The 17,955-nt window shown below is 65.4% G+C and carries 15 protein-coding genes; 9 read left to right on the top strand and 6 right to left on the bottom strand.

Going from position 1 to position 17,955, the window contains the following annotated elements:
- Positions 1–42: 42 nt before the first annotated feature.
- Positions 43–1,479, top strand: a complete 1,437-nt coding sequence (locus AC04SI_RS18580) for an FAD-binding oxidoreductase (RefSeq protein WP_404281765.1) — start codon at positions 43–45, stop codon at positions 1,477–1,479.
- Between the two features lie 3 nt (positions 1,480–1,482).
- Positions 1,483–2,289, top strand: a complete 807-nt coding sequence (locus AC04SI_RS18575; RefSeq protein WP_404281763.1) for a FadR/GntR family transcriptional regulator — start codon at positions 1,483–1,485, stop codon at positions 2,287–2,289.
- Positions 2,290–2,625: 336 nt separating this feature from the next.
- On the opposite strand, the gene AC04SI_RS18570 is transcribed toward AC04SI_RS18575, so the two are convergent.
- On the bottom strand, positions 2,626–3,510 hold the full coding sequence (locus AC04SI_RS18570) for an AraC family transcriptional regulator (protein WP_488474623.1): 885 nt from the start codon (positions 3,508–3,510) through the stop codon (positions 2,626–2,628).
- 315 nt (positions 3,511–3,825) lie between these two features.
- Positions 3,826–4,752 carry an NAD(P)-dependent oxidoreductase gene (locus AC04SI_RS18565; protein ID WP_404281760.1) on the bottom strand — a complete coding sequence of 309 codons (927 nt, stop codon included), beginning with the start codon at positions 4,750–4,752 and terminating at the stop codon, positions 3,826–3,828.
- Positions 4,753–4,865: 113 nt separating this feature from the next.
- On the opposite strand from AC04SI_RS18565, the gene AC04SI_RS18560 reads away from it, so the two are divergent.
- Entirely contained in the window at positions 4,866–5,612 is a 747-nt protein-coding gene (locus tag AC04SI_RS18560) for a FadR/GntR family transcriptional regulator (RefSeq protein WP_404281828.1), read from the top strand.
- 8 nt (positions 5,613–5,620) lie between these two features.
- On the opposite strand, the gene AC04SI_RS18555 is transcribed toward AC04SI_RS18560, so the two are convergent.
- Positions 5,621–5,770 carry a hypothetical protein gene (locus AC04SI_RS18555; RefSeq protein ID WP_404281758.1) on the bottom strand — a complete coding sequence of 50 codons (150 nt, stop codon included), beginning with the start codon at positions 5,768–5,770 and terminating at the stop codon, positions 5,621–5,623.
- Positions 5,771–5,830: 60 nt separating this feature from the next.
- Between AC04SI_RS18555 and AC04SI_RS18550 the strand changes: the two genes are divergently transcribed.
- The 3 genes from AC04SI_RS18550 to AC04SI_RS18540 all read left to right on the top strand — a co-directional run bounded on the left by AC04SI_RS18550 (position 5,831) and on the right by AC04SI_RS18540 (position 9,053).
- Positions 5,831–6,817: an aldo/keto reductase gene (locus AC04SI_RS18550; protein ID WP_404281756.1), complete on the top strand. Its 987-nt coding sequence runs from the start codon at positions 5,831–5,833 to the stop codon at positions 6,815–6,817.
- A gap of 261 nt (positions 6,818–7,078) precedes the next feature.
- Positions 7,079–8,113, top strand: coding sequence for a pyridoxal phosphate-dependent aminotransferase (locus AC04SI_RS18545; RefSeq protein WP_488474622.1), 1,035 nt, complete (start codon positions 7,079–7,081; stop codon positions 8,111–8,113).
- 34 nt (positions 8,114–8,147) lie between these two features.
- Entirely contained in the window at positions 8,148–9,053 is a 906-nt protein-coding gene (locus AC04SI_RS18540) for an allantoinase PuuE (RefSeq protein WP_404281752.1), read from the top strand.
- A gap of 36 nt (positions 9,054–9,089) precedes the next feature.
- On the opposite strand, the gene AC04SI_RS18535 is transcribed toward AC04SI_RS18540, so the two are convergent.
- From AC04SI_RS18535 to AC04SI_RS18525, 3 genes are all read right to left on the bottom strand, one after another.
- The gene (locus tag AC04SI_RS18535) at positions 9,090–11,510 is read right to left on the bottom strand and encodes a GcvT family protein (RefSeq protein WP_404281750.1); all 2,421 of its coding nucleotides are present in this window, start codon (positions 11,508–11,510) and stop codon (positions 9,090–9,092) included.
- 145 nt (positions 11,511–11,655) lie between these two features.
- On the bottom strand, positions 11,656–13,311 hold the full coding sequence (locus tag AC04SI_RS18530; protein ID WP_404281748.1) for an ABC transporter substrate-binding protein: 1,656 nt from the start codon (positions 13,309–13,311) through the stop codon (positions 11,656–11,658).
- 193 nt (positions 13,312–13,504) lie between these two features.
- A complete protein-coding gene (locus AC04SI_RS18525; RefSeq protein ID WP_404281746.1) occupies positions 13,505–14,392 on the bottom strand; it encodes a LysR substrate-binding domain-containing protein in 888 nt (295 codons plus the stop codon).
- A gap of 184 nt (positions 14,393–14,576) precedes the next feature.
- On the opposite strand from AC04SI_RS18525, the gene AC04SI_RS18520 reads away from it, so the two are divergent.
- Genes AC04SI_RS18520 through AC04SI_RS18510 form a run of 3 tightly spaced genes read left to right on the top strand, consistent with a single transcriptional unit; the run spans position 14,577 to position 17,945 of the window.
- Positions 14,577–15,995 (top strand): MmgE/PrpD family protein, encoded by a 1,419-nt coding sequence (locus AC04SI_RS18520; protein ID WP_404281744.1) that lies wholly within the window; start codon positions 14,577–14,579, stop codon positions 15,993–15,995.
- A 59-nt stretch (positions 15,996–16,054) separates the two neighbouring features.
- Positions 16,055–16,963, top strand: a complete 909-nt coding sequence (locus AC04SI_RS18515; protein ID WP_488474621.1) for a dihydrodipicolinate synthase family protein — start codon at positions 16,055–16,057, stop codon at positions 16,961–16,963.
- A 10-nt stretch (positions 16,964–16,973) separates the two neighbouring features.
- A complete protein-coding gene (locus AC04SI_RS18510; protein ID WP_404281741.1) occupies positions 16,974–17,945 on the top strand; it encodes a D-2-hydroxyacid dehydrogenase in 972 nt (323 codons plus the stop codon).
- The last annotated feature ends 10 nt before the right edge of the window (positions 17,946–17,955 follow it).

The raw sequence follows: 17,955 nt of genomic DNA, 5'->3' as shown, positions 1-17,955 counted from the left end.
ATGGTTGTCCAGCCGTTTTCCGAGGGGTCGCAGAGCCAGATCATGAACGCCGTGCAGCCCACATCGCTGATCGCCACGCTGGCCGGCGTGCTGCCGGACGGCGGGCTGCTGACCGCCGACGAGGATCTGGCGCGCTACAGCCGCGACTGGTCGGGCGATCATTTCGGCCGCCCGCTGGCGGTGGCGCGTCCGGCTTCGGTCGAGGAGATGTCGGCCCTGATGCGGCGCTGCCATGAGGAGCGCATTCCGGTCGTGCCGCAGGGCGGCCTGACCGGTCTCGTCGGTGCGGCGGTGGCGGCCGACAGCTGCGAAGTGGTGATCTCGCTGGAGCGCCTGAACAGGATCCGCTCGGTCAGCCCGATCGATTTCGCCATGGTGGTCGAGGCCGGCTGCATTCTCGAGGACGCCAAGCGCGCGGCGGAAGAGAACGACTGCCTGCTGCCGATCACCTTCGGGGCGCAGGGAAGCTGCCGCATCGGCGGCAATGTCGCCACCAATGCCGGTGGCTTCAATGTGCTGCGCTACGGCATGACCCGCGACCTCGTGCTTGGACTGGAGGTGGTTCTGGCCGACGGGCGGGTGTGGAACGGGCTGAAGGTGCTGCGCAAGGACAATCGTGGTTATGACCTCAAGCAGGTCTTCATCGGCAGCGAAGGCACGCTCGGCATCGTCACCGCGGCGGCGCTGAAGCTCTATCCCAAGCCGACCCAGGTCGAAACCGCGTTGATCGGGCTGCGCTCGATCGAGGACGCCATGGCGCTCTATGCGCGGGCGCGGCGCGACTGCAGCGACCTCTTGACCGCCTTCGAGCTGATCCTGCGCGGCGGCATCGAGATCACGCTGCAGGCCCGGCCGGACTTCGCCGATCCGCTCGCCAGGCCCTACCCGGTCTACGTCCTGGCCGAGGTTTCTTCCGGCGGGCTGGTCGATCTCCAGGCCATGCTGAGGGATTTTCTGGCCGTTGCGGCCGATCTCGTCGAGGATGGCGTCATGGCGTCGAGCCGCGCCCAGGGCGAGCGGCTGTGGCTCTACCGCGAGATCATGGTCGAACGCCAGGGCCGCGGTGGCCGCTATCTGCGCACCGACGTCTCGGTGCCGATCTCCAGGCTCGCCGATTTCGTTACCGACGCGCTGGCGGCGCTGGAGCGGACCCGCCCCGACGCGCTCGCCGTCACCTATGGCCATGTCGGCGACGGCAACATCCACCTCAACGTCGTGCCGCCGGAAGGCATGGCAGCCGAAGCGGTCGAGCATCTGTTCGAAGAGGCGGAAAAGCAGATCTTTGCCGTCGTCGACCGCTATGGCGGGTCGATCAGCGCCGAGCACGGCATCGGCCGGGTCAAGCAGAAGGCGTTCCTCGAACGCATCGACCCGGTGGCGCTCGATCTTGCGGCCGGCATCAAGGACGCGTTCGACCCGCACCGCATCTTGAGCAATGGCCGCATTCTGGCGTCCAAATCCTCCCTCGACTATAGGTGAGCGATGACGCTGAAGCTCGACAAAGTCAATCGTGGTCCGCATCTCTCGACTCTGGTCGCGAGTTCCATCTCGCGCGAGATCGCGCAGGGACGACTGAAGCCTGGCGACCAGCTGCCGACCGAGCAGGCACTGGCGACAACTTTCGGGGTCAGCCGCAACGTCGTGCGCGAGGCGATCGCAAGGCTGCGCTCGGAAGGCCGCATTTGGTCGCAGCAAGGACGCGGCGCCTTCGTCACCGATGCCAACAACCCGACCGTGCTGACCATCGACTACGAAGCGCTGCAGCGGGCCGATTCCTTCCGCAGCCTGTTCGAACTGCGCGGCATCCTCGAAGTGCAGGCCGCCGCACTCGCCGCCAGACGGCGCACCGATGCCGATCTCGCGGCGATGAGCGAGGCGCTGGCCGGCATGCGCGCGGCACCCTACGGCAGCGTTGCCTGGCTGCGCAGCGACCTCGAGTTCCACCGCACCGTCGCCGAGGCGACGCGCAACAGCTACATGGGCCAGTTCCTGGTTTTCGTGTCCGAACGGGTGCGCGAAAGCATTCTCGCCGCCGGCAACCAGCAGAAATCCGACGACATGGCGCGCATCACGCTCGGCGAGCATGAGCGCATCCTGAAAGCGATCCGTGCCGGCGACGCTGAAGAGGCACAGGCGGCGATGCGCGACCATCTGGCCGGTGCGGCGCTGCGCGTTGGGCTGCATGATGGGGAGGCGGCGGAGGAAGCTGCAGCGCCGACGAAGGAGGTGGCGTCTCCGGTGCGGCATTCGAGATTGCGGAAGGCTGTGCGGGGGCGGGTTGGGGGGTAGCGGTTTCGTCCTGCCTTCGTTGTAAGGTCGTCAACCGGCAAATCGCATATGTCAGCGCTAGCCCCCTCTCCGTCTCGGCTTTGCCGAGCCACCTTTCCCCCATTTCATGGGGCGAGGAAATGCTAATCGCAGAGGTCGCGGCCTTTGAAAGCTTGGGTTCCTCGCCCCCACAAAGTGGGGGAGAGGTGGCTCGGCGAAGCCGAGACGGAGAGGGGAGCGGCTTGCGCGATTTCACGCCGCCGGCGGCCCCGCCAACGACACCCAATTCAACCCCGCAGCAATATCCGACAACGCCGGCTTCTCGCCATGGCCGGTGGTGGCCGCATCCCCACCGCGCTATTTCAGAGGCAGAAAGAGTTCAAGGACCACTTCGCGTAGCGGCCCCTCAGGGAAGTGCGACAGATGTCGCTGGCAATAGATCGGAAAGTCGCGTGCTTCCTCGCCGCTAGCGGGTAGCCATTCACGGTAGAGGTAGAGCGCTGCGGGTTCGAGATTGTTGGTGTCGCCGGGGTAGCGCAGCACCGCGCAGCGTCCGCCGGGGATCACGCCAGCCTTCATTTGCGCGTCGTTCGCCTCGATCGGCTGGTCGGTTCCGGCACAAATGTCCATGCTATAGTCGGCCGGGACCGCGGGCTCCCTTTCGGAACGGAAGACGTTGAAAGTCGGGCTTGTCTCGGGCGACAGACCGGCGGCTTTGCGCCAGGCGATGAACCGCTGGACGGTGTCCTGGAGCGTCGCCCGGTCTCCGCGATGCTCCATGATCGCCACCGGCGTGGGCGGCACATCGCGGATCGTCACGTCGTCGGGTTCGAAGATTATCTGCATGAGCGTGTTCCTTGCTTTGTCGAGAGGCCCAAAGGCCATGAGCCACGACCCCCAGTCGGGAGACTTCCGGAACGACGAAGGCGATTGTCCGAACCGCTGCCGAAAGGCGCGGGCGAAGGCATCCGGTGCGTCGTAACCGGCATCCATCGCTATATCGGTGACGCTTTGGGCGTCGCTCTCGGCAAGCCTGTAAGAAGCGCGCTTCAGGCGGGCGAGCTGGACATAGCGATGCACGGACACCCCGAAGGTTGACGTGAACTGCCGGTGGAAATGGAATTTCGAGAACGCCGCGACGCCGCTCAACGCCTCCAGGCCCAGATCGTCGTCCAGATGCTGGTCTATGTGGTCCAGCACCCGCTGCATCCGGGCATGGTAGTTTTCAAGTGCCGCCTTCAACGTCTCGTCCTCCGTGGCAACACCAGATAGGCGCTCCCGGACATAACGCGCTCGACCGATCTTGCGGTTTGACACGGATTGACGAGTGTCCGCCAGCAGCCGCTGGCGCCTTCACGCAGCCTAGTCCCCATGTGGCAGCGCAGGCCCCTCTCCGTCTCGGCTTCGCCGAGCCACCTCTCCCCCATTTCATGGGGGCGAGGAAACGCTAATCTCCGAGGTTACAGCCTTGAAAAGCTTGGGTTCCTCGCCCCCACAACGTGGGGGAGAGGTGGCTCGGCGAAGCCGAGACGGAGAGGGGGAGCGCCGTACGCGATTTCACACCGCCGGCGGCTCAACCAGCGACACCCCATTCAGGCCCGCAACAATATCCGACAATGCCGGCACGAACTTCTCGCCATGGCCTGTGGCGACCGCGGTGGCGAAGCCGTTGCGCACCGCAGCGCCGATCGGATTGGCGACACCGCCCGCCTGGGCAAAGGACGCGAGATAGGTCATGTCCTTCAGCGCGTTGACGATCGCAAAACGCTGCGCGTTCTCGTTGCGGTTCAGGACGAAGTCGAAGAAGGCCTGGTAGAAGCCGCAATCCATGCGGCTGCCGGAGATGACGCTGTTGAAGACCTGCGGCGTCAGCCCGGCCTTGACGCCAAGCGTCAGCGCCTCCGAATAGATGGCGGAATAGCCCATCGAGACGAAATTGTTGAGCAGCTTCATGGTGTGGCCGCTGCCGGTCGGCCCGGTGTGCACGATGCGCGCGGCGAAGGCTTCGAGCACCGGCCGCGCGCGCGCGACGGCGCCGGCCGGGCCGCCAACCATGACGTCGAGCTTGCCTTCGGCCGCTTCCTTGGGCGTGCGTGCCAGCGGCGCGTCGATCAGCGTCACGCCTTGCGCGGCGAGTTCGGCGGCCAGCGCTGTCGTCGAGGATGGATTGGAGGTCGAACAGTCGATGACAAGCAGCGGCTTGCTGGCGGCGGCTCGTCCGTCCGCAGCGGCGGCCAGCCCGTCAGCCCCCTTCACCAGCGCTTCCACCTCGCGCGATCCGGTGACGCACAGGATGACGATGTCGCAGGCTTCGGCGAGCATCCGAGGGCTTTCCGCCTCCGTGGCGCCGGCCGCCAGCAGCCGGTCGACCGTATCGCGGCTGCGATGGGCCCAGACTGTCAGCGGCCAGCCCTTTTCGAGCAGATTGGCGGCCATGCCGGCGCCCATGCTGCCCAGTCCGATGAAGCCGATGCGTTCCTTCATGCAATCCTCCAACCATGGTCCCGCGCCCGCAGGTCCGCATTTCGTCACCTTGCGGCGAGCATCCGTCGATGCAATCCTTCGCCAGAGAATCGGACCGGGGGCTGTCGGCCGCGATGGCGGAAAACGAGACCAGGCTTTTCGACGCCATACCGCAAGCGCCCAATCTGAGGAGCGGGCTGGTCAACACGCTGATCGCGCAGATCGAATCCGGCGATCTGGCGCCGGGCCAGAGGTTGCCGACCGAGCAGGAGATCGTTGCTGCGACCGGCGTCAGCCGCACCGTGGTGCGCGAGGCGCTTGCCTCGCTGCGCGCCAGGGGGCTGATCACCACGCGCCAGGGTCTCGGCGCCTTCGTCGCCAAGGACCCGCCGCCGAGGACCTTTTCCATCCTGCCGGACGATCTCGAATCGATCGACGAGGTGCTGCGCGTTCTGGAATTGCGCATGGGCATCGAGGTGGAGGCGGCCGGCCTTGCCGCCGAACGGCGCAGCGACGAGGCGCTGCGGCAAATGAATGCCCGGCTCGACGCGCTCGATGCCGCGGTCCGCGCCGGCAGCGCCGGCCTGGAGGAGGATTTCGGTTTCCACCGCGCCATCCTTGCCGCAACGCAGAACGCCAATTTCACGCGGCTGTTCGATACGTTCGGCAGCGCCATGATCCCGCGCCAGTGGACACGCCTCGACCGGATGACCGATGCCGAGCGGGAAAAATACCTGGCCCGCATGCAGCACGAGCATCGTGCCATCCTTACCGCGATCGAGGCCAGGGACGTCAATGCCGCACGGCGTGCCATGCGCAGCCACCTCAGCAAGGCCTATGCCCGTTTCGAAACGCTGCGCGACAAGGCCGGACAGGACTGACTGGCTGCTCATGTCGCGGCTTCCGCCACGCCGCCAGGATTGAGTTCGCCCATCAGCGGCATGTCGCACAATTCCGCGAAGCTTTGCGGCCTTACACTGTTGTCATACAACCCTGTAATCTGGTAAATCGGCCAGGCGCGGATGTCAATCGTCGCCATTCGGTAACATGCCGCGGGCAAGATTCGGCCAGCCACACAAACCGAAACGAGGACCAGAGTATGCAGTCACGGAAATTCGGCCGCACCGGACGCGAAGTCAGCGAGATCGGCTTTGGCTCATGGGCGATCGGCGCCTCGTGGGGCGAGGTCAATGACAGCGACGCGGTGGCCGCGCTGCACACGGCGCTCGATGCCGGCGTCACCTTCATCGACACCGCCGATGTCTATGGCGACGGCCGCTCCGAGAAGCTCATCGCCAGGGTGATGAAGGAACGCGGCGGCGAGCGGCCGTTCATCGCCACCAAGGCCGGAAAGCGGCTGCCGCAGCAGACGGTCGAAGGCTTCACCCAGGAAAATCTGACAAGTTGGGTCGACCGCAGCCTCCGCTATCTCGAGGCGGACACGCTCGATCTGGTGCAGCTGCATTGCCCGCTGACCGACCTCTACTACCATCCGGAAGTGTTCGGGCGCCTCGACCGCCTCGTCGAGCAAGGCAAGATCCGCAATTACGGCGTCAGCGTCGAGCGCGTCGAAGAGGCGCTGAAGGCGATGCAATATCCGGGCGTCGCCAGCGTGCAGATCATCTTCAACGCCTTCCGCCAGCGGCCGGCGGAATTGTTCTTCGACCTGGCGAAGAAGAACGATGTGGCGATCATCGCCCGCGTGCCGCTGGCGAGCGGGCTGTTGTCGGGCAAGTTCAAAGCCGACACCAAATTCGAGGACAGCGACCACCGCAAGTTCAACCGCAACGGCGAAGCCTTCGATGTCGGCGAAACCTTCTCGGGCGTGCCCTATGAGGTCGGGCTGGCAACGGTGGAACGCATCCGGCCGCTGGTTTCCGACGATGCGACAATGGCCGAATTCGCGCTGCGCTGGATTTTGATGTTCGACGCGGTCACGGTGGTCATTCCCGGCGCGCGCAATCGTACCCAGGCCCACTCCAATGCCGAAGCCGCGGCATTGCCGCCGCTGTCCGGCGCGGTCATGGACAAGGTCCGGGCCATCTACGACCAGGACATCAAGCCCTATGTGCATCAGCGCTGGTGAGAGCCAGCGCGCGGATCTGCATTGGCGCGCCAAGCGAATCCCAACACCGTCCGGTGCATGACGCGCCGGACCTTTGCGGCTGGCCGCTAACAAGGGCCAGAATTTCGGAGCCATTGCGCGGCTAGTTTTTGCTTGTGAACGCGCCGGCGGATTGTAGCTTGCCCGATGAGCCAGTCCGGCAGGGGTAGTTCACGAGATGACCGCCAGCAAAATTCCCATGGCCCCACAATGCCTCTGAAGGCTGCCGCTCACATAGAGGCCATGTCCGCTTTCGCGCTGGCGAATTTCGGCGGTTACGACAGGCCAACCCTCGCCCAGAACGAGTGCGCCTTTCCGCCCAGCCCGAGCGCGATCGCCGCCGGCCAGGACGCGATTGCCCGCAGCCATCTCTATCCCGACCCGGACTGGACGGCGCTGCGCGAGGCGATCGCGCAAGCCTATGGTATCGAGCGCGAGCTGATCCTGTGCGGCGCCGGCTCGATGGACCTGATCAGTTGCACCATCGCGGCGTTCGCGGGACCGGGCGACGAGGTGCTCGGCACCGCCTACGCCTATAATTTCGCGGCCTCCGCCGCGGCACGCGCCGATGCGGCCTACATCAAGGCGGCGGAACAGGAACTTGCCGTTTCGGTCGACAGCATTCTCGCTGCCGTGACGCCGGCGACGCGGATCGTCTTCGTCTGCAATCCTGGCAATCCGACCGGCACCCGCATCCGCAACGCCGAACTGCTGCGCTTGCGCGCCGCCCTGCGAGGCGACGTGCTTCTGCTGATCGACCAGGCCTATGGCGAGTTCGACGACCAGGATGTGCGGCCGGTCTTTGCGCTTGTCGGGCGCGGCGATACCGTCGTGCTGCGCACGCTCTCCAAGGCCTATGGCCTGGCCGGCGCGCGCGTCGGCTGGGGGCTGTTTCCGCCTGCGGTCGCGGCCGAAGTGCGCAAGATGCAGAACTCGAACCAGGTCACCACGCCGAGCCTGGCAATGGCGGTCGCCGCCGTCGAGGACCAGGCCTATATGCGCGAGACGGTGGCCCGCACGGCCGGGATCCGCGACCGGTTCGCGGATGATCTGCGGGCCGCCGGATACGATGTTCCCGAAAGCCGGACGAATTTCGTGCTGATCCGCTTCTCCGACGCTGCTGCCGCACAGGCCGCCGAGAGCGCCTTGCGCGGCGCCGATCTCATCGTGCGCAACCTCGGCGGCTACGGCCTCACGGACTGCCTGCGCGCAACGGTCGGCCCGCAAGAGATGATGGATCGGGCGCTGCGCATCCTGATCGACAGGCGCGATGGATAGATTTGGCGACCGCGTTCGAGGGGAGAGTTGAGACATGCCGTATCTGCCCGTCCGTGACTTCGTCGGCTATGGCGACAAGCCGCCCTCGGCCGAGTGGCCCGGCGGCGCCAAACTGGCGCTCAACATCGTCGTCAACTACGAGGAAGGCGCCGAATACAGCATCGGCGAAGGCGACGGTGTCTCCGAGGCGATCCTGTCGGACCTTGCCGTGTCGCCGGCGGTGCCGGGCCTGCGCAACCGCAACATGGAATCGCTCTACGAGTACGGCTCGCGCGTCGGCGTCTGGCGGCTGCTGTCGCTGTTCCAGGCCAAGGACATTGTTCCGACCTTCTACGTGGTCGGGCGGGCGCTGGAGCTTTATCCGGACGCCGGCAAGGCGATCGCCGCACTCGGCAGCGACATCGTCTGCCATGGCTGGCGCTGGATCGACTACGCGCCGCTCAGCGAAGACGAGGAACGCGAGCATATCGCGATGACGGTGGACGCCGTGCAGCGGATCACCGGCATCCGTCCGCTTGGCTGGTACACCGGCCGGCCCAGCCTCAACACGCGCCGGCTGGTGGTGGAGCATGGCGGCTTCCTGTTCGATTGCGACGACTACAATGACGACCTGCCCTACTTCGTCGAGGTCGATTCCAAGCGACATCTGGTCGTCCCGCATAGCTTCGACAACAATGACAGCCGCTTCTCGCGCGGCTCGGGCCTGGAGACCGGCAGCCAGTTCTTCGAATATGTCGGCGATGCCGTGGACTGGCTGCTGGCGGAAGGCGAAAAGACACCGCGCATGATGACGGTGTCGCTGCATTGCCGGCTGGCGGCACGGCCGGGCCGCATGATCGGACTGGCCCGCTTCCTCGACAAGATCAAGGCCAATCCCGACATCTGGATCTGCCGCCGCTCGGACCTTGCCCAGCATTGGCTGGACCGGTTCGGCGGCTGAGGATCGTGCGGCGGTTTGAGACCGCCGAACGGGTCTCTATGCCCGTAGCCGCTTGCCTTCGGGGTCGAAGGGCGGCTGTTTCAAAAGCACGGCGTCGTGCGGCCGCCCGAGTATGGCGACCGACACTTTGTCGCCCGCCTTGGCCGAGCCGGCCTTGACATAGCCGAGCGCCAGCGACTGCTCGACGAAGTAGCCATAGGCGCCCGACGAGACCTGGCCGATCGGCGTGCCGTCCGGCAGGAAGATCGGCTCGCCGCCGGTCGCGTCGGCATCTTTGGCGTCGATCGACAGCATGATCAGCTCATCGCGCGCCGGCCTGTCGGCGATGGCGGCATAGGCGTCGCGGTTGAGGAATTCGCCCTTGTCCATTTTGACAAGCCGGTCGAACTTGACCTCCTGCGGCCAGTATTCGGGCGAATATTCGCGGCTCCAGCTGCCATAGCCCTTTTCGACGCGCAGCGACATCAGCGCGCGCGAGCCGACCGGCCCGGCACCGACTTCGCTGCCGGCCTTGAGCAGGGCACTGTAGAGCTCGACCTGGCTGGCGGCCGGACAATAGAGCTCCCAGCCGAGGTCGCCGGTGAACGAGACGCGCAACGCCACCACGTCGACGCCGGCGACGGTGATCTGGCGCGAGCGCATGAAGGGAAACGCCTCCGTCGACAGATCGGCATTGGTCAGCCGCTGCAGCAATTCGCGCGATTTCGGCCCGGCGACGTTGAAGCCGCAAAGGTCCTCGGTGCGTGAGCGGAACGTCGTGCCTTCGGGCAGCGGGACAGCCTTGAAGAACCTTTGATGGAAGCGTTCGGCCATGCCCGAACCGAACACCCTGAACTCGTCATCGGCGAGCTTCGTCACGGTGAAATCGCCGGCGATGCCGCCGCGCTTGCCGATCAGCGGCGTGAGGCAGGAGCGGCCGATTTCCGTCGGCATGCGGTTGGCGAACAGCGCGTTGAGCCAGGCCTCGGCGCCCGGACCCTTGACCTCGTATTTGGCAAAGTTCGACACGTCGATGATGCCGGCATGCTCGCGCAGCATGCGCGACTCGCGGCCGACCGGCCCCCACCAGTTCTGGCGGGTGAAGCCGATCGTCTCCTCGCGCGGCTCGCCTTCGGCGGCAAACCAGAGCGGATGCTCCCAGCCGAAATTGAGGCCGAAGACGGCGCCCATCTGCTTTTGCATGTCATAGGCCGGGCGGGTGCGGACCGGGCGCCCGGCGGCGCGTTCCTCGTTGGGGAAATGGATCTTGAAGCGGTGGCTGTACTGATCCTGCACGCGGGCCTTGGTGAAGGCCTTGCCGGCCCAGTGACCGAAGCGCGCCATGTCCCAGGCGAACATGTCGAGCGAAGGCTCGCCCTCGATCATCCACTCGGCCGCCAGCTTGCCCATGCCGCCCGACTGCGAGAAGCCCGGAATGATACCGTTGCAGCAGAAGTAGTTGTGCAATTCCGGCACCGGCCCGAACAGCACGGCGCTGTCGGGCGACCAGATCATCGGGCCGTTGATGACGCGCTTGACGCCTGCCGTGCCGGCCGCCGGAACACGGGCAATGGCGCGCACCATGTTGTCCTCGATGCGGTCGAGATCGTCGGGAAACAGTTCATGGCCGAAGTCGAGCGGCGTTCCTTCCTCGGCCCAGAACTTCATGTTGCGCTCATAGGCGCCGATGAGCAGGCCGAGCCCTTCCTGGCGCAGGTAATATTCGCCGTCGCGGTCGGCGACCGAGGGCAGCCGGCGGCCCATGGCGGCGATTTCGGGGATCGTCTCGGTGACGAAATACTGGTGCTCGGTGGGGATCAGCGGCAGTTGCAGGCCGGCCATGGCGGCGACCTCGCGGCCCCACAGGCCGGCGGCGTTGATCACCCACTGCGTGCGGATATCACCCTTCGGCGTGCGCACGATCCAGCTGCCGTCCGGCTGCGCTTCTGTGGCGGTGACCGGCGTGAAGCGATGGATCTCGGCCCCGCGCTGGCGCGCGCCCGCCGCATAGGCGGCGGTGACGCCGGACGGATCGACATTGCCGCCTTCCGGCTCGTACATGATGCAGCGTATGCCGTCGAAATCGACCAGCGGATGCAACCGCTCCGCCTCGTCGCGCGCGACTTCGTAGAAGTTCATCTTGTAGCGGCGCGCCTTGGCTTCCTGGAGCCGCAGCTGGTGCTCGCGCGCTTCGGTCTGGGCGAGATAGAGCGAGCCCGGCTGGAAGATGCCGCAGCCCTGGCCGGTCTCGGTCTCTAGCTCCTTGTACAAGGCCATGGTGTAGTGCTGCAGGCGGCTGATGTTGGTGGAATCATGCAGGCCGTGAATGTTGGCCGCCGCATGCCATGTCGAGCCTGACGTCAGCTCGTCGCGCTCCAAAAGCACGACGTCTGACCAGCCGAATTTGGCGAGATGATAGAGGATGGAGCAGCCGATCAGGCCGCCGCCAATGACGACGGCTTGTGCATGAGTACGCATATCCAGATTTCTTCCCTTTGTTCGGCGACTGTCTTTTAGCGCTGCGGCCAGCGCCTTGCGATTGTCCTGATTGGTTGGCGCCGTCGCCCGGCGAAAGTCCAGGGGCGATTGGAGGCCGTCCCTGGACCATTGCTGTCACCCTCGGCTACGCCTTGTCGAGCCAGACCTTGTCCAGCTGCAGCTCGAAGGTCTGATGCATCTTGAGGTTCTTCACATAGGCGGCGTGGTGACGGTAGAGCGAACGCCAGAACGACTGAACGAGGACGCCCGAATCCTGCAGGATGAACTCGACGTCCTTCATCAGCTCCTTGCGGTTGGCCGGATCGGCGACGGCCAGTGCCGCATTGAGCTTCTTGTCGAAGTCCGGATTGGCATAGGCGGACTCGTTCCAGGCTTCGCCGCTGCGATAGGCAAGCGCCAGCACCTGCACGCCGAGTGGACGCATGCCCCACTCGGTGGTCGACCACGGATATTTGGTCCAGTCGTTCCAGAAGGACGTGCCCGGAATGATCGTCCGCTTCACCTTGAAACCGGCCTCGCGCATCTGCGCGGCGACCACATCGGCCGGGTCCTTCACATAGTCGGCATCGTAGGAGATGAGCTCGAACTCGTGATCCATCTGACCGGCCTCGGTCATCAGCGCCTTGGCCTTGGCCAGATCGCGCGGCACTTTCGGCAGTTCGTAATATTCCGGATGAATCGGGCAGACATGGTGGTTTTCGGCGACCTGGCCGAGGCCGCTATAGCCGAGCTTCAGCACGGTCTCGTTGTCGACGGCGAGCTGGATGGCGTTGCGCACGCGTTTGTCGTCATAGGGTTTGTTGGTCACATTGGTGCGCAGCACGATCGTGCCGGCGGTGACGACGGATTCCTTGACCAGGCCCATGCTGTCGTAGAGGTCCACGGTGCCGCCGACCGTCTGGTAATTGCAGTCGATCTCGCCCGCCTCGAAGGCGCTGGCGATGGCTGGGTTCGAAGCGTCCGCTCCGTAGTCGGTCCAGTCGACACCGTCGAGATAGGTTTCGCCGCCGAACCAGGTGAAGTCCTTGCGCCGCCTGACCGAGGCCGACTCGCCGACTTTGTACGAGATGAGCTCATACGGGCCGGTGCCGGGCGTCTTCGTCATGTCCGCGCCATCCTTGTCGAAGTTGCGGTGGACGATGATCGCCGGATAGTCGGCGAAGCCCGGAATGATGGTGACGTCGGACTGGCCGCATTTCAGCTTCACCGTATGTTCGTCGACCTTGGTGATGGCTCCGGCAATGGCCTTCTTGGTGGCGGGGTCGATCAGCGTGGCCATGCGGCCGGCCATCGAGTTGCCCTCGGCCGCCTTATCGCACCAGCGCTCGATGTTGACGACGATGTCGTCGGCGTTGAGCTCGTCGCCGTTCGACCATTTCACGCCCTTGCGCACATGCAGCGTGTACTCGGTGGCGTCGTCGCTGACCTCCCAGCTCTCGAGCAGATGACCCTCGAAGGTGAAGTCGGTGGTGTAGCGGATCATGTAGTCATTGCACTGGCGCATCACATTGGCCATTTCCGACCAGTCCCACAGGCGCGGGTCCTTCATGTCCTTGATGATCATCTGCATCCTCAGAATGCCGCCCTTCTTGCCCGGCTCCGGGGCCGCGGCCCGGGCGGGTGCGATACCGGCCATCGAGTATGCAAGCGCCGTGGAGGCGCCCATCGCGCTCGCCATGGCAAGAAATTCGCGGCGATCCATCCTGCCGCTTCTGACTTCCTCTGCGTAGCTTTCGATGACGGCCGGGACGCGGTCACCGTTGCTCTTGAAAATCGTCATTGTGATTCTCCGGTTTGGGCTTTCCGCCCGTTACATTCCCCATTGCGAGGAGAATGTTAGAGGCGATGCAAAAATCCCGGAAGGGCTCAAGCCCGAGCAAACCGCAGAAAACCGGCTATTGAGGCCTAATAAAACAATGCCATTGACGTCTCAAATTTTTTCGTGCGCAGGCGATCCCCGGCAATCGATGCCTTCAGGCGCTGTCCTCCTGGGCGCGCGAAAGGATCCATTCCCGCACCGTGCGCGCGATGGTTCCCTTCGAAAGCTGGTTCTCGGTGAGGTAATAATTCCACGGGCTCGGCGGCCGGATCGGGAACGGCTCGACGAGCAACCCGCGCCGCAGATAGGCGTGGGCAAGCGAGCGCTGGGTGGCGACGAGCCCTGCCCCCATGGCGGCCAGTTCGAGCGCGATGTTGGATGCGTTCGTGGTCAGGCCCTTGTCGTAATCCTCCATGTCGACGCCAAGCGCCGACGTGACGACCTGCCAGTATTCCTGGCGGCCATGCACGAAGATCCAGTCCACCTTGAGGATGTCCGGCGGTACCTTCAGCGCGTGCTCGCCATCCAGCAGCGCCGGCGCACAGAGCAGAACCAGATCGTCGTTCCAGAGCGGGATGCCGGCCGGCGGGCGGTCGTCGAAACGCCGCGTCGAAATGGTTATGTCGGCGATCTGTTCGCTGAGATCCTCCCAGATCGTGCCATGCAGCACGATCTCGATTTCGGGATGCTTCTTGCGGAAGGCGGCCATGCAGCCGGCCAGCCAGTTCTCCGCCAGGCTCATCGGGCAGGAAACGACCACCGTGCGGTTGCGCGACGAGGTGACGATCGCTTCCGTCGCCTGGTCGATCTGATCCAGCGCCTGGCGCAGCGTCGGCAGGAACGCCTCGCCCATCTCGGTCAGCTTGAGGCTGCGCGGGTAGCGTATGAACAGCTGCCGGCCGATATAGTGCTCGAGCGAGCGGACATGCGTGCTGACAGCGGCCTGCGTGTAGCCAAGCTCCTTGGCGGCCAAAGTGAAGCTCAGATGACGGGCCGAACTCTCGAAGGAGCGGATGTAGTTCAAGGGGGGCGGCGGCTTCATCTCAAACTCCAGCGATGTGCATGGGAAGTATCCCACGAGGATAGGTATCCCACGGACGGTCCGCCGTTCAATCGCGCGCAAGCGACGAGACGTAGATATTTTTGGCCAAAGCCGCCAAACTAATTGCGTGAAAGCACGATGGACCCAAATTAATGATGTCGTGACGACAGAGGGAGTGGAGCAAGTGGCAGTGTCGCCCCATCGGCGCGAAGGGCCTGACGCGAGCGCCGAAATTGCCGTTCGCCTGGCCGACTTCGTGTTGCGGCGCCCGGCTTCGGTTTTCCCCGCGCCAGTGTTGGAACAGGCGCGCTATTTGCTGCTGGACACGATCGGCATTGCGATCGCGGCCGGCCCGATGGAAGCGGGCAGGATCGCCCGCGATGCCGCTACCCTGCTCTACGGCTCCAGCGACTCGCAGCATTCGGCGCGCATGCTTTTCGACGGCCGCCGGGTCAGCATTGCGGGTGCTGCCTATGCGACGGCGACGCAGATCGACAATCTCGACGGTCATGACGGATACAGCCCGACCAAGGGTCATATCGGCGTGGTGGTGGTGCCGGCGCTGGCAGCACTTGCCGAGTCCCGTCCCGACCTTAGCGGACCGGAGGTACTGGCGGCCTTGATCGTCGGCTATGAAGTCGCCGGCCGGGCCGGCATCGCGCTGCATGCGACCGTGTCGGACTACCACACCTCAGGCGCCTGGAATGCGCTCGGCGTGGCCGCCGTGGCGGCACGCCTGCGGCGGCTCAGCGACGACCAACTGCGCGAGGCGCTTGGCATTGCCGAATATCACGGCCCGCGCAGCCAGATGATGCGCGAGATCGCCACCCCGACGATGCTGCATGACGGCTCCGGCGTCGGCGCGCTGACCGGACTGTCGGCCGCGGTGCTGGCCGAGCGCGGCTTCACCGGCGCGCCGGCGATTACGGTCGAGGCGCCCGAAGTTGCATCCCATTGGCAGGATCTCGGCGCCTTCTGGCAGGTGCTGCACCAGTATGTGAAGCCGTATCCGATCTGCCGCTGGGCGCATGCGGCCATCGACGCGACGCGTGGGCTCTGCCTGGCGCATCATCTATCGCCGACCGACATCCAGCACATTCAGGTCAACAGCTTCCACTATGCGGCAACGCTGTTCGACGGCATGCCGGACACGACGTCGAAGGCGCAATACAGCCTGCGCTTCGCCGTCGCGACCTTCATCATGCATGGCCGCATCGGGCTGGAGCACATTTCCGGCAATGGGCTCGAGGACTCTGCCATCGCGGACATGCTCAGCCGCATCACGGTCTCGGAATCGGAGCGCCACAGCGCCCGCTTCCCGGCAGGCCGTTGGGCCGATGTCGTCATCACCACGACCGACGGGCGGGTCCTGATGTCGGGCGACGTCCATGCACGCGGCGGACCGGAGGCGCCGCTGACAGATGCTGAAATCGAGGCCAAATATATGGAGTTCGCGGCACCTGTGCTCGGACAGGGCCGCGCCGGCGCGATCCGCGACGTGGTGCTGTCGCTCACCGACCCGGACAGCCTCTTCTCCGACCTCTCGGTGTTGCTCTACGATCCTCCGGTGATCACCAAGATGCATCAGCGGCCGGCGTGGTAGTGCCCGGACGGCAGCGGCGGTGGTCACACACCGAACACCATCACGCACAGAGGACATCCATGACCCGCCCGCAAGGAACCATCGCACCGATCCTGACGCCGTTCGAAAATGACGGCCGCATCGCCCGCGACCTCTGGGTGTCCCACGCCAAATGGGTGCTGGACCAGGGCGCGCATTTCCTGTCGCCGTTCGGCACCACGGGCGAGGCGCTGTCGATCTCGTTGCGCGAACGCATGCAGGCGCTGGAATGGCTGGTCGAGGCCGACATTTCGCCGGGACGGCTGATGCCCGGCACCGGCGTCACGGCGCTGCCCGAAACCGTCGAACTGTCGGCGCATGCGGTCGGCCTCGGCTGCGCCGGTGTGATGGTGCTGCCGTCCTTCTTCTACACCGCCGCCGGCGACAGCGGCCAGGCCCGCTACTATAGCGAACTGATCGAGAAGGTGGCGAACCCGGCGATGAAGATGATCCTCTACCACATCCCGCAGAATTCCGGCGTGCCGGTGAGCCCGACCCTGACCGCCCGGCTAAGCGAAGCGTTTCCCGACACCGTCGTCGCCTACAAGGACAGCGCCGGCGACTGGAACAACACGGCGGCGGTGATCGCCGCGGCACCCGAGGTCGCGGTGTTCCCGAGTTCGGAAGCGCAGCTGACCAAGGGCCTTGCCAGCGGTGCGGCAGGCTGCATCTCGGCGACGGTAAACCTCAATGCGGCTGCCATCCGGGCAGTCTACGATGCGGCGAGCACCGGCAAGGATGTTGCCGAGGCGGATGCGGCGATCAAGGCGTTTCGCAAGGTGATCCAGGATGCCGGCCTCATCCCGGCGATGAAGGCGGTGCTTGCCGTGCGGTCCGGCGACAGGCGCTGGCTGAACCTGCGCGCGCCGCACGAGAATGCGACGCTCGAAAGCGGCGAGAAACTGCTCGCCGCGCTGGGTCCTGCGGCCGATCACATTGGCCGGAGCTGAGACCGGCAGCATGTCCCCTCGCCCGTCCGTCATCCTGCACACCGACCGACCGGAAGCAGCACTTGCCGTGCTCAAGGAGACGCATCCGGAACTCGCGGTGCAGGCCTGCGACAGCTACGCCGCCCTGCCCGAGATGATCGAGCGCGTGGCGGCGGAAGTGGTCTATTCCATCCGCTTCGACGGCACGCCGCGTTATCCGCGCCAGGCCCTTACCGAAAGCCCGACCGTGAAATGGGTATCGATTGGCGGCTCGGGCACGGATCACCTCGGGCCCTGGGATCCGAAACGGCTGACCGTCACCAATTCCGCCGGCGTCGCCGCCGGCATGCTGGCGGAATACGCGCTCGGCGCCATGCTGTCCTTCTCGCTCGACCTGCGCGGCTTCGAACGCCGCCAGCAGGCGCGCCTCTGGGGCGGCGGTGGCCGCGTCGAGCCGATCGAAGGCAAGACGGTTCTCATCATCGGATTGGGCAAGACGGGCACGGCCGTCGCCAACCGGTCGCAGGCGATGGGCCTGCGCACGCTGGGTATTCGCGCGCGGCCCAAAGCCATGCCATGCCTCGACGAGGTGCATGGGCCGGACGCCCTGCTGGCGCTCACCGGACGTGCCGATTTCATCGTCTGCTGCGTGCCGCTTCTGCCCAGCACGCGCGGCCTGCTCGGCGAGGCGGCCTTCGCCGCGATGAAGCCTTCCGCCGTGCTCATCGACATCTCGCGCGGCGGCGTGGTCGAGGAGGCCGCGCTGCTCGAAGCCCTCGACGGCAGACGGATCAAGGGCGCGGCGCTGGATGTGTTTGCGACCGAGCCGCTGCCGGCGGACCATCCGCTGTGGGGCTACGACAACGTCGCCATCACCCCGCATTGCGCGGCGGTCTATGACGGCTGGGACGTCAAATCGGTGCGCATGTTCGCCGACAATCTGGCGCGCTACCGCAGCGGTGAACCGCTGGAGAATGTGGTGAACCCGGAGCGCGGCTACTGAGCCGAGAGGG

It is taken from the genome of Mesorhizobium sp. CNPSo 4689 (assembly GCF_057784325.1).
Note: the sequence above shows the minus strand (reverse complement) of the source record. Positions and strands in the feature narration are given on the sequence as shown.

What these genes read in the sequence shown, in the direction of transcription:
- AC04SI_RS18545 (WP_488474622.1), top strand. Translation starts at nt 7,079, where the DNA reads ATGTCCGCTTTCGCGCTGGCGAATTTCGGCGGTTACGACAGGCCAACC.
- AC04SI_RS18575 (WP_404281763.1), top strand. Translation starts at nt 1,483, where the DNA reads ATGACGCTGAAGCTCGACAAAGTCAATCGTGGTCCGCATCTCTCGACT.
- AC04SI_RS18580 (WP_404281765.1), top strand. Translation starts at nt 43, where the DNA reads ATGAACGCCGTGCAGCCCACATCGCTGATCGCCACGCTGGCCGGCGTG.
- AC04SI_RS18525 (WP_404281746.1), bottom strand. Translation starts at nt 14,392, where the DNA reads ATGAAGCCGCCGCCCCCCTTGAACTACATCCGCTCCTTCGAGAGTTCG.
- AC04SI_RS18510 (WP_404281741.1), top strand. Translation starts at nt 16,974, where the DNA reads ATGTCCCCTCGCCCGTCCGTCATCCTGCACACCGACCGACCGGAAGCA.
- AC04SI_RS18560 (WP_404281828.1), top strand. Translation starts at nt 4,866, where the DNA reads ATGGCGGAAAACGAGACCAGGCTTTTCGACGCCATACCGCAAGCGCCC.
- AC04SI_RS18555 (WP_404281758.1), bottom strand. Translation starts at nt 5,770, where the DNA reads ATGGCGACGATTGACATCCGCGCCTGGCCGATTTACCAGATTACAGGG.
- AC04SI_RS18565 (WP_404281760.1), bottom strand. Translation starts at nt 4,752, where the DNA reads ATGAAGGAACGCATCGGCTTCATCGGACTGGGCAGCATGGGCGCCGGC.
- AC04SI_RS18515 (WP_488474621.1), top strand. Translation starts at nt 16,055, where the DNA reads ATGACCCGCCCGCAAGGAACCATCGCACCGATCCTGACGCCGTTCGAA.
- AC04SI_RS18530 (WP_404281748.1), bottom strand. Translation starts at nt 13,311, where the DNA reads ATGACGATTTTCAAGAGCAACGGTGACCGCGTCCCGGCCGTCATCGAA.
- AC04SI_RS18540 (WP_404281752.1), top strand. Translation starts at nt 8,148, where the DNA reads ATGCCGTATCTGCCCGTCCGTGACTTCGTCGGCTATGGCGACAAGCCG.
- AC04SI_RS18550 (WP_404281756.1), top strand. Translation starts at nt 5,831, where the DNA reads ATGCAGTCACGGAAATTCGGCCGCACCGGACGCGAAGTCAGCGAGATC.
- AC04SI_RS18535 (WP_404281750.1), bottom strand. Translation starts at nt 11,510, where the DNA reads ATGCGTACTCATGCACAAGCCGTCGTCATTGGCGGCGGCCTGATCGGC.